At 61.4% G+C, this 10263-nt stretch carries 8 protein-coding genes and 1 pseudogene; 4 read left to right on the top strand and 5 right to left on the bottom strand.

Annotated elements, in window-relative coordinates:
- The first annotated feature begins 27 nt into the window (after positions 1 to 27).
- Positions 28 to 552 (top strand): GNAT family N-acetyltransferase, encoded by a 525-nt coding sequence (locus NW863_RS01465; RefSeq protein WP_414364013.1) that lies wholly within the window; start codon positions 28 to 30, stop codon positions 550 to 552.
- A gap of 3 nt (positions 553 to 555) precedes the next feature.
- Complete coding sequence (locus NW863_RS01470; protein WP_414363992.1) at positions 556 to 1266, top strand: esterase/lipase family protein; 711 nt, start codon at positions 556 to 558, stop codon at positions 1264 to 1266.
- Between the two features lie 6 nt (positions 1267 to 1272).
- Here the strand turns inward: NW863_RS01470 and psb29 are convergent, their stop codons facing one another.
- Positions 1273 to 1992: a photosystem II biogenesis protein Psp29 gene (gene psb29 / locus NW863_RS01475; RefSeq protein WP_414363993.1), complete on the bottom strand. Its 720-nt coding sequence runs from the start codon at positions 1990 to 1992 to the stop codon at positions 1273 to 1275.
- Between the two features lie 151 nt (positions 1993 to 2143).
- On the opposite strand from psb29, the gene proB reads away from it, so the two are divergent.
- Positions 2144 to 3259 (top strand): glutamate 5-kinase, encoded by a 1116-nt coding sequence (gene proB / locus NW863_RS01480; RefSeq protein ID WP_414363994.1) that lies wholly within the window; start codon positions 2144 to 2146, stop codon positions 3257 to 3259.
- Positions 3260 to 3281: 22 nt separating this feature from the next.
- On the opposite strand, the gene arsJ is transcribed toward proB, so the two are convergent.
- From arsJ to NW863_RS01500, 4 genes are all read right to left on the bottom strand, one after another.
- Complete coding sequence (gene arsJ, locus NW863_RS01485) at positions 3282 to 4568, bottom strand: organoarsenical effux MFS transporter ArsJ (RefSeq protein WP_414363995.1); 1287 nt, start codon at positions 4566 to 4568, stop codon at positions 3282 to 3284.
- A 27-nt stretch (positions 4569 to 4595) separates the two neighbouring features.
- Positions 4596 to 5606 (bottom strand): ArsJ-associated glyceraldehyde-3-phosphate dehydrogenase, encoded by a 1011-nt coding sequence (locus tag NW863_RS01490; protein ID WP_414363996.1) that lies wholly within the window; start codon positions 5604 to 5606, stop codon positions 4596 to 4598.
- 994 nt (positions 5607 to 6600) lie between these two features.
- Entirely contained in the window at positions 6601 to 7479 is an 879-nt protein-coding gene (murI, locus tag NW863_RS01495) for a glutamate racemase (RefSeq protein ID WP_414363997.1), read from the bottom strand.
- A gap of 54 nt (positions 7480 to 7533) precedes the next feature.
- Entirely contained in the window at positions 7534 to 9405 is a 1872-nt protein-coding gene (locus NW863_RS01500; RefSeq protein ID WP_414363999.1) for an N-acetylmuramoyl-L-alanine amidase, read from the bottom strand.
- Positions 9406 to 9565: 160 nt separating this feature from the next.
- Here NW863_RS01500 and NW863_RS01505 point away from each other — a divergent pair.
- Positions 9566 to 10263 (top strand): annotated as a pseudogene (locus NW863_RS01505) (hypothetical protein); the annotation flags it as partial.

A 10263-nucleotide genomic window follows, 5' to 3' on the forward strand; every position in this document is an offset into this window, starting at 1 on the left:
GTGGGCTTTTGCCCCACTGCAATTCCAATGAGTTTTTGGAAAGGCCTGTTTGGCTCAGCAGGGACCGCTGCCACCAAAGCGTCAACACAAACGGCCACACCCCCTCCTCGCCAGGAGACAGTGGCGGTGGGAGGAGAAACCATTGTCTTTAGCCTGGATCCCAACCTGGATCTGTATGAGCTGGAGGAACTTTGCGATGCAGTAGGGTGGTCGCGTCGCCCTATCCACAAGGTTAGGAAAGCCCTGCAACATAGTTTTTTGGTGGTGTCGATGTGGCAGCAGCGGGGCAGCTACCGTCGCCTCATCGGCTTTGCCCGCGCCACCTCTGACCATGCCTTCAATGCCACCATCTGGGATGTGGTGGTGCATCCTGAGTTTCAGGGCCGAGGGCTGGGGAAGCGGCTGATGGAAAAGGTGATCCAGGAGCTGCGCGCCCAGGACATCAGCAACATCACCCTTTTCGCCGACCAGGGGGTGGTCAGCTTCTACGAGCGCCTGGGCTTTACACCTGACCCGGAGGGGATCAAGGGCATGTTTTGGTACCCGCGCTAGCCCATGGCTGCTCTGCCCACGGTGATCCTGCCCGGCTACTTGGCAGGTGCCTCAGAGTACGAGCCTTTGCGTCAGGAGCTGGAGGCCCGCGGCTATGCGGCCCGGGTGGTGCCCCTGCAGGTGTACAGTTGGTTTCCCACGCTGGGGGGAAGGCCCGTCACCCCCATCTTGCGGGCCCTCCAGGCCACTATCCAACGCACCCAGGCCGAGTTTGCAGTTGACCAGGTTAACTTGGTGGCCCACTCCGCTGGCGGCTGGATTGCCCGCATCTACCTGGGATCCGTGCCCTACGGGGGGCAGGTGTGGCAGGGGCGAGAGCACGTTGCCACTCTCATTAGCCTGGGATCCCCTCACACCAGCCGGGAACGCTGGACAAGGCGTAACCTGGACTTCGTTAACACCCACTACCCAGGGGCCTTCTGGCCGCAGGTCAAGTACGTCTGTGTGGCCGGCAAGGCCATTCAAGGGCGCCGCCTGGGCCTGGGATCCCTGTGGCGGCAGGAGCATTACCTGGCTTGGCTGGCCTACAACAGCTACCGGCTTACCGCCGGCCAGGGGGAGCTGTGGGGAGATGGCATCACCCCCCTCGAGGCTGCCCATCTGGCAGGGGCCATCAACCTCACCATTCCCGACTGTCACCACTCCGGTCGCGGCGGGCGGCGCTGGTACGGCTCGCCTGAGGTGGTGGACAGGTGGGCCCAGTACTTGGCTTAGGAGGGCTTAGCTGCCGGGCTCTTGGGGATCGGCGACGGAAGTCCCGGGCAGTGAGGCGGTGGATTGGCGGCGCTCCTGTTGGCGCCGGGCTGCTTTAACCATCTCCTCGACGATGGCCCGCGCCTGCTTCAGGCGATCCAAGCTGCTGCGGTAGAGCTCCAGATCTTTTTTGACTCGCTCCGGCGAGAAGGGCAAGTTGCTGATCACATCCTCCAGAAAGTGGCGGGTGCGCTCTTCCGGCTCCTTGTAGAGCGAGGTAGCCACCGCTTCGTAGGCAGTGTAGAGACCAACCGCCAGAACCCGGCTGTAGGCGTACGGGGACTGGGTCATACGCTGCAAAATGGCCTTCAGCCCGCCCACATCCTCCGCCTCTGGCTTGAGACAGAGCAGGTTGTATCGCTGGACAGGATCCCCGCTGCGCACCAGCTCCAGCAGGTCGCGGGCGTTCTTGCGCAACACCTCCGGCTTCAGGTGCAGCGCCTTGCAGAGGGCGTTGAAGATGGCCTCGCGCTGCTCTGGGGGGTGGTAGGCTTCCATCAGCCTGTCATAGAGGGTAACCAGACCTAGGGCAAAAAAGGGATCGTAGACGAAGGCGCTGTTGACGGTGGTCAGGTGCAGCTCCACCAGCAACTCCTCCACCACCCGCCGGTAGGCGGCGTTGATCGGGCGAGGGTAGGCGCTGAAAAAGGCCGCTTTGGTGGCGGAGAGGGTACGAACAGGATTCACAGCCAGAGAAAGAGAGACCTTGAGACAGACTTATTCCTTCTCCTATTGTCCCCTGCAGCGACTCCGAGGGCAAGCAAGGGCCCTGGTTCCGCTATGGTGGGATACGGATGGCGAACCCTGGCTAGGTCGAGCAAGTGGATCGAACAAGAAGATGGCAGCAACAGAGGGAACAGTGGTGGTGAAGATCGGCACCTCCAGCTTGACAGACATGCAGACGGGCTCGCTGCGCCTTTCTGTGCTGGGGCCGCTGGTGGAGGTGCTGACGCGGCTGCGCAGCCAGGGCTATGCGGTAATCCTGGTCTCCTCCGGAGCGGTGGGAGTGGGCTGTGCCCGCCTGGGCTTGCGCCAACGGCCAACAGCAATCGCGGAAAAACAGGCGGTGGCGGCGGTGGGCCAGGGGCGGCTGATCCGCCTGTACGATGATCTCTTCTCTGCCCTCAACCAACCCATTGCTCAGGTGCTGCTTACCCGCGGCGACTTCGTGGAGCGCAGCCGCTACGTGAACGCCAATCGCACCTTTACCCAACTGCTGCAGATGGGAGTTATCCCCATTGTTAATGAAAACGATACAGTGGCGGTGGAGGAGCTGAAGTTTGGCGACAACGACTCCCTCTCAGCTTTGGTAGCCAGCATGGTACAGGCCAAGTGGCTAATCCTCCTCACCGACGTAGACAGGCTCTATTCAGCCGATCCCCACCGGGATCCCTCCGCCGAGCCCATCGAGCGGGTGGAGCACGGGATGCCTTTACGGGTCAAGGCGGAAGCCCAAGGCAAAAGTGGCTGGGGCACGGGCGGCATGGCCACCAAGCTTACTGCCGCTCAAATTGCCACCTCTGCTGGCGTGACGGTGGTAATCACCAACGGCAAGCGGCCCGACCAGATCCCGGCCATCTTGGCTGGCGAGCCCATTGGCACCCGCTTCGAGCCAGCTCCCCAGCCTGTTAGCGCCCGCAAGCGGTGGATTGCCTACGGCCTTATCCCCGAGGGATCCCTCACCCTGGACGAGGGGGCAGTGCGGGCAGTCTGTGAGCAAGGGCGATCCCTGCTGCCGGCAGGGATCGTAGAGGTTTCCGGCGACTTTGAGGCAGGAGCTGCCGTGCGCCTGTGTGATCCCAGCGGACGCGAGGTAGGCAGGGGCCTAGTCAACTACAGCGCCGAGGAACTGCGGCGCATCAAGGGCAAAAAAACTGCCGAGATCCCCTACATCTTGGGCTACGAAGGGGTGGATACCGCCGTCCATCGGGATAACCTAGCCCTGCTTGAGTGAGGGATCCCCCTTTCGGCAAGCCTCAATCCCCCGGCTTAACCACCCACTCGACCGGAGTTTTGCTGGGATCCGGCAATTTCAGCGAGAACAGCCCTGCCATCAAAATCAACAGGGTGGAAAACCAGAGGCAGCCCTCCAAACCGTAGAGCTGGAAGAGGATCCCGGAGGTTACCGTCCCCAGCAGGCGGCCACCGGAATTGGCCATGTAGTAAAAGCCCACGTTGAGGGCAACATCGTCATCTTCCGTGTAGGCCAACACCAGGTAGGAGTGCACCGCCGAGTTGAAGGCAAAGACAATCCCAAAGAGGATAAGGCCACCAGTAACTACCCATTCCGGCGGCAGGCCGGCCATAAAGGCGGTGGCAATGATTGCCGGCACTGCTGTCAAGGTAAATGTCCAGATTTGGATGGTTCGGGCCTTGGGGGCGCGACCCGGGCGACCTCCTCCCAGGAGTTGGGGTGCTAGGAACTGGATGATCCCATAGCCAATGACCCAGATGGCCATGTAGCTGCCCACCTGCATAAAGCTCCAGCCCAGCTCATCGTAGAGAAACACCGGCAGGGCCACCACAAACCACACATCCCGCGACCCAAACAGGAAAAAGCGGGCCGCTGAGAGGAGGTTAATCTCACGGCTTTTGGAAAACAGCCGCTTGAAGGGGATCTTCGCCTTAACCTTGCCCATATCCGCCGGCAGTAGCACCCCCGAAGAGAAGATCAAAGCCAGCGCCCCCGCCTGGACAAAATTGGCCATGCGGAAGCCCAGGGGATCCCCGTAGATCTCGGTGAAGATCTGCAGCAGGGCCGCCCCCACAAAGAACCCCGCTCCCTTGAGGGCGTTTTTGGATCCCGTCAGCATCGCCACCCAGCGGAAGAGGCGGGATTCGGCCTCCTTGGGCACCACCAGACGGATGGCGCTTTTGGAGCTCATCTTGGTGAGATCCTTGGCGATCCCGGCCAGGGCTTGGGCCGTCATCACGTAGGCCACCTGGCCCCAGACCGGCCACTGCAGGTTGATCACCCCCAGCATCACCAGGCCGAAGATCTGGATGGCAATGCCTCCGTAGAGGGTGAGCCGCAGGCCAAACAGGGATCCAATCCAGCCGCCCAGGAAGTTGGTGATCACCCCGAAGATCTCGTAGAAGAGGAACAACATGGCAATTTGAATGGGGGTGAAGCCCAACTTGTGGAAGTGGAGCAGCACCAACATGCGGATGGCGCCGTCAGTGATGGTAAATCCCCAGTAGGCGGCGGTTACTAGGGCATAGTTGCGCACTGCGGCAGCTTGGGCACTTGAGACAGAAGTCATGGGCAGGTCTCCAAGGGGGGGATGCTTCTATAAACTGAGAGCCACTTTGCGGGCCAATTCCGCCATGCGGTTGGCGTAGCCCCATTCGTTGTCGTACCAAGCCAGGATCTTCACCTGGGTGCCATCTACCACCATGGTCGAGGGCGCATCCACAATGCTGGAGCGGGGATCCCCCTTGAAATCCACCGAGACGAGGGGCAGCTCCTCATAGCCGAGGATGCCCTTGAGTTCCCCCTCGGCTGCAGTCTTCAAGAGGTGATTGACTTCTTCCACGGTGGTGGGCCGCCTCACTTCGAACACGGCATCGGTCAAAGAGGCATTCAGCAGGGGCACGCGCACCGCAAGGCCGTTGAGCTTGCCGTTGAGCTCAGGATAGATGAGGCCAATGGCCTTAGCCGAGCCGGTGGTGGTGGGCACCAAAGACAGCAGAGCCGAGCGAGCCCGCCGCAGGTCTTTGTGGGGAGCATCCACCATACTTTGGGTGTTGGTGACGTCGTGGACGGTGGTGATGACCCCGTGCAGGATGCCGATCCCTTCGTGGATCACTTTGACCAAGGGAGCTAGGCAGTTGGTGGTGCAGGAGGCGGCAGTAAGCAGGTGGTGGCGAGCCGGATCGTAGAGGTGGTCGTTGATGCCCATGACGATGTTGAGGGCCTCTTCATCCTGGACAGGGGCAGCCACAATGACCTTGCGCACCCCCGCCTTGAAGTAGGCGTCCAGCTCTGCCGCCTTAACGAATTTGCCCGAGCACTCCAGCACCAGGTCAATCCCCAAATCGGCCCAGGGCACTTCGCCAGGAGATTTAAATTCACTGAAGGTAAGGGTTTTGTCTTGGATGCGCAGCCGTTGCTCAGAGGCCTCGATGTCGATGTTCCAGCGGCCCTGCACCGAGTCGAACTTGAGCAGGTGAGCCGCAGTGGCAGGCCCACCTTTAATCTCGTTGATGTGGGCAAACTCCAGCTCCGGCCAACCCCAAGCCGCCCGCAGCACCAAACGCCCAATGCGGCCAAAACCGTTGATACCTACCCGTGCCGCCATGTCGGTTTCTCCTGGACTCGTTAGGAGGGATCCCAACCTTGACAATCAGGCAAAATCCCGCCTCGAGCTTACCAGAGCTGTCTACTCATTTCAAGGTAAGTTGATGGGTGGCTGGCCGGCCTCTGCTGTCTTTAAGGTCGGCTGTGCCAGGAAGCTCAAGGGGATCCGCCGGGACAGCCGCAAGCGGCAGCAGGGCTTCTCCTGAAGCCGACTCGCATCCCAGATGCACACAGCAGAGTAGCCGGGTAGCCCTGTACTCAGCGCTCCGCGCCGCTGACGCGAGTAGGGCGGGGCGGAAAAGCCTTCGAGCAGCTTTAGCGGCTCACCAACGATGCGGGTCGTTACTCTAGTTTTGGCTCACCACTCAGCAACCATGGACTACGGCTGTCAACAGGTTCTGATTCAGGACAGGAAGCCAGTAGCCCTACTGGAGTACCTCTGCCAGCAGTCCAACAAGGTCTACAACTGCGCTCTGTACTATGCTCGCCAAGTCTCTTTCAAGACCAAGCGACTGGTAAGCTACGCCCAGCTCTGCAGAGAGAGGGTGAGAACCAAGAACAAGCCCTTTGCGGCGATGCATGTCTCCTCTGCCCAGCAGACCTGCAAATCGGCAGCAGAAGCACTAACGAGCTTCAAGTCGCTTTTGCAAGCGCAGCCAGACGCAAAGCCCAGGTTGCCACAGTACCGTAAGGCTGGACTGTTTCCCGTAGCCTACCCCAAGCAATGGCCAAAGTTCCAAGAAGGGCAGGTTAGAGTGGGCAAGCAAGTCAAGGCGTGGTTTGGCCTAGACGCTTTCTGGGTGCAGTTCCCTACCCATTTGCAGTGGGAAGACATCAAGGAACTCAGAATTCTACCCCGACATGGGGTGTTCTACCTCGAGTGGGTGTATGCCAAATCTTCTCAGCCCCAACCCCTTGACCCAAGTGATCCGATGGCATAGATAGGCCGTGGGCTTGTGTTGACGTTCCAGTTGGACTGGGATCTCAGGGCTCGCTCAGGGCCGGCGGGAGTTGTTGACATCCAAGGCCGGCCATTCCACCCGTTCCACCTGTGGCCGAAAGCCCAACCAAGGGCTGGACAACTGGGCAAACCGCTCCGGATCCCCACTCACGTAGAAGCGGTGAGGTTCTGCCTGGGGCACAGTTGAGGGTCGGCGCAGGCCCCAGAGGCTGAGTTCGCGGGCCAGGGATCCCACCAGTGCCACGCCGGGATCCACCCGTCTGACCGAAGAGGGCAGCAAGGACTTCAGGAGAGGATCCAGCAGTGGGTAGTGGGTGCAGCCGTAGACAAGGGTGTCGATCCCCCGCTGCAGGAGCGGCTGCAAGTAGCGTTCGGCGGCTTGGCGCAGCTCGGGGCCGTCCGACTGGCCGGCTTCGATGAGGGGGACGAACTCCGGGCAGGCCTGCTCCCAGCACTGGACAGTCTGGGGAGAGCGCTTGGGATCCAGGGCGCTGTACTCTTGAATAGCCTTGGAGTAGGCGCGGCTTTTGACCGTGGCCGCCGTGGCAATGACCCCAATGCGGGATCCCTGGGCCAAGGCTGCCTGGGCGCCGGGCAGGATGAGGCCAAGGATGGGCAGGGCAAACTCCCGCTGCACTTGCTCCAAAGCCAGCGCCGAGCTGGTGTTGCAGGCCATCACCACCACTTTCACCGGCTGCGCCTGCATCCAGCGGAGGATCTGCCGCACAAAGGTCAAGATCTCCTCCGGGGAACGATCCCCGTAGGGCAGCCGGGCCGTGTCGGCAAAGTAGAGAAGGCGTTCCTGGGGCAAGCGACGGCGCAAGGCCCGCCAAACCGTCAACCCGCCCAAGCCACTGTCAAACACCCCAATTGGCCAACTGGGATCCGGATCTGAGCCCCACTCCCAACGCATGCTCCCTTCTCCTCAACACCTTGGCTGAAGCTGCTGTATCCTAGCCTGCCCTTTCTAGCGCTTGCGCAAGAAGGTCTCGATGCCATCGGCAATGGCCCGCGCCAAGATGGCCTGGTATTCGGGGGCAGCCAGTTTCCGCCCCTCAGTGGGGTTGGTAACATACCCCAGCTCCAGCAGCACTGAGGGCATGCCCACGGGCGTTTCCCGCACCACAAAAAAGCGGGCCCGCCTCACCCCCCGATCTGCAGCACCGGTGGCTTGCACCAGGCTGCGGTGCAGGATGGTGGCCAGCTCGGCGCTGTCGGGCCGCAGGTAATAGGTCTCGATGCCGTGAACACTGGAGCGCTCCAGAGCATTGGCGTGGATGCTCACCAGCAGAGTGGCGTTGGCCTGCACGGCCCTATCCACCCGCGGCTGCAGCAACACCTCGCGGTCATCGGTGCGCGTCATCACCACCGTATACCCCCGCTCCTGCAACAATTGCCGAACCTGGTGGGAAACGGAGAGCACAATGTCTTTTTCCTGGATCCCACCTACCCCGATGGCACCGGGATCCCGTCCGCCGTGTCCCGGATCGATGGCGATGACCGTCCGGCCCAGGGGGGGAGGAGGGGAAGCTTGGGCAGGCGCCGGCGGCTGAGGGGTGGGCGGCGGTGCGTTGAGAGGCCGCAGCTCCAGGGTGATGCGTCGGGATCCCTGGCCAGGGTTGGGCTCAAAGACATTGAACTCTTCGGCAGGTTGCACCAGAATGCTGACCGTGCGGGCATCTTCCTGCACAAAGCGGATCCGCTGCACCGGTCCCCCGACCGGCAAGCCGGGATCCGGCAAGGACTCGGGCAGGCGTGCCGGGGCCACGTTGATGCGGTAGCCACCGCTTTCGGGATCCCAGCCGGCCCGGTAGAACATGAACCCATCGGCGCTAATGATGAGCTGATTCCCCCGCAGCTCCACAGAGCGTAAGGTAGCCAGCGGCCCTTGGGCCTCGGTTGGGCTGACATCAGGCAGAAGGCTGGCCTGGGCAGCACCGCCAGCAGGCTGGATCCAGATTCCTCCCTGCTGCGGGTCGTAGCGGGCCTCCCAATCCCCACTGGAAGGATCCACATCCAACACCACGCGGGCAATGGTGGGCTCGAATTGCCCCACCCGCAGCCGCAAAACCCCCAGGCGGTTGACAGTATAGATCCGCTGGGTGAGGGCAGGGCTAAGGGTGGTGTTGAGAAAATCCACCACCACCCGATCCGGATCCAGGATGCGCCGCACCGTGGTGGAAGGGCTGCCCTGGGTGCGGATGAAGAAGCCTTCCGCCTGAGGGGAGATGGCCAAGATCTGATGGCCGGAACGGGCAGGTGGGGGAGGTAGCCCGGCATCGGGGCGGCGGGGCAGCGGTGGGGACGGTGAGATGGGATCCCTGGGGCCAGGCACCGAGGGAAAAAGCGGTGCGGTGGGCGAGGGTTGGCCAGCCTGAAGGAATTGGACAGCCCAGCGGGAGGGGCTGGCAGTGAGCAGTTGCAGTTGGTCGAGGCTAAGGGGCTGATCCGGCTGCAGGTGCAGCACAAAGCGAGTGATGGTTGGGGTGAGCTGCCTGATCTCCAACGAAGTAACCCGTCCTGGAAAGGTCTGGGTTTGGGGCTCCCGTCCAAAAAGGGTGTTGGGAAAATCCAGCACTACCCTAGGAGGGTTTTGCAGCACAAACACAAAAGGCCGCACCTCTCCCTCGGTGTTGACCTCTAGCCACCCCCGCTGTGGGTCGTAGTGCCAACGGTCAATGCGAGACAGACCAGGAACAGTGGTTGGCTGCGCTTGAACAGGCAAGGGGGAAAACAAACCTGCCCCGGCTAAAGCCAGTAGCAGCGTCGCTCCCCACAGGGCGCTCTGCCTAGACGGTTTGGGATCCCGTCTTCTCCCCAGCTTGCCCAATTCCCGCATGATCCTCCATCCACTCCAGCACACCTGCTGCCCTCAACTATACCAACCTCCCCCAGCAGCGACCCGAGAAGGAGCGCAATTTCGCCGGTGCTTGCCAGGCTGGGGATAATGGGTAAGGATCCTCGTCCTGCCACCGCCTTGCTCTGGGAAGTAACTGGCAATGCCCGCCTTCCCCGATCCCCTCGCCCTGGCCCGCGCTGGGAACGGCCAAGCAATTGTGCGAGTTGTTCGGCTGGAGCTGCTGCGACGGGGCTGGCCTGCGCAAGTACATTTTGCTGACAACACCCTGCACATCCACCTGCTGGGATCCCTGCCCCAAGGCCTCTCGCCGCCAGGGGTTGCGGCTCAACTGTTTTTAATGGTGAAGCAACTGCGGATTCCACGCCTCGAGCAATTGGAAATCCGCGCTTTCCGCGGCTCCCAGTTGCTTTGGCAGCACAGCCTGCGCCTAGGATCCCAGCTGCGTTGGGATCGCTTTTCTTTTGATAGCTGGACAGTCAACCTCTGGACCTATCCGGCTGCAGTGGTGGTGGCCCTGCTGGTAAACAACATTGCGCTATTGCAGGTGCTACATCTCCCTTGGCACATTTGGATTCACGAGCTGGGCCATGCCACAATTGCCTGGTGGAGTGGGCATCGCGCTTTGCCCTTACCGTTTGGCTGGACCAGCATCAGTTCCCAAAGGGATCCCTTTGTGTACTTTGGGATCCTCTTTTTATTGGCTTTGCTCTTCAAGTCGGCTCGCGAGGAGCGGATCCGATGGCTGCAGCCATTGGCTATTGTTCTTGCTCTGCTGCAGTTTTATATGACCTGGCTCATGCCCAATCGCACCAAAGAAATGCTCATTACCTTTGGCGG

Origin of the sequence: Synechococcus sp. B60.1 (genome assembly GCF_047462555.1) — a bacterium.
Classification (GTDB): domain Bacteria; phylum Cyanobacteriota; class Cyanobacteriia; order Thermostichales; family Thermostichaceae; genus Thermostichus.

Bases quoted from the DNA above. Each gene is read 5' to 3' on its own strand.
- NW863_RS01465 (WP_414364013.1), top strand. From the start codon at position 28: ATGAGTTTTTGGAAAGGCCTGTTTGGCTCAGCAGGGACCGCTGCCACC.
- NW863_RS01470 (WP_414363992.1), top strand. From the start codon at position 556: ATGGCTGCTCTGCCCACGGTGATCCTGCCCGGCTACTTGGCAGGTGCC.
- proB (WP_414363994.1), top strand. From the start codon at position 2,144: ATGGCAGCAACAGAGGGAACAGTGGTGGTGAAGATCGGCACCTCCAGC.
- arsJ (WP_414363995.1), bottom strand. From the start codon at position 4,568: ATGACTTCTGTCTCAAGTGCCCAAGCTGCCGCAGTGCGCAACTATGCC.
- NW863_RS01490 (WP_414363996.1), bottom strand. From the start codon at position 5,606: ATGGCGGCACGGGTAGGTATCAACGGTTTTGGCCGCATTGGGCGTTTG.
- murI (WP_414363997.1), bottom strand. From the start codon at position 7,479: ATGCGTTGGGAGTGGGGCTCAGATCCGGATCCCAGTTGGCCAATTGGG.
- NW863_RS01500 (WP_414363999.1), bottom strand. From the start codon at position 9,405: ATGCGGGAATTGGGCAAGCTGGGGAGAAGACGGGATCCCAAACCGTCT.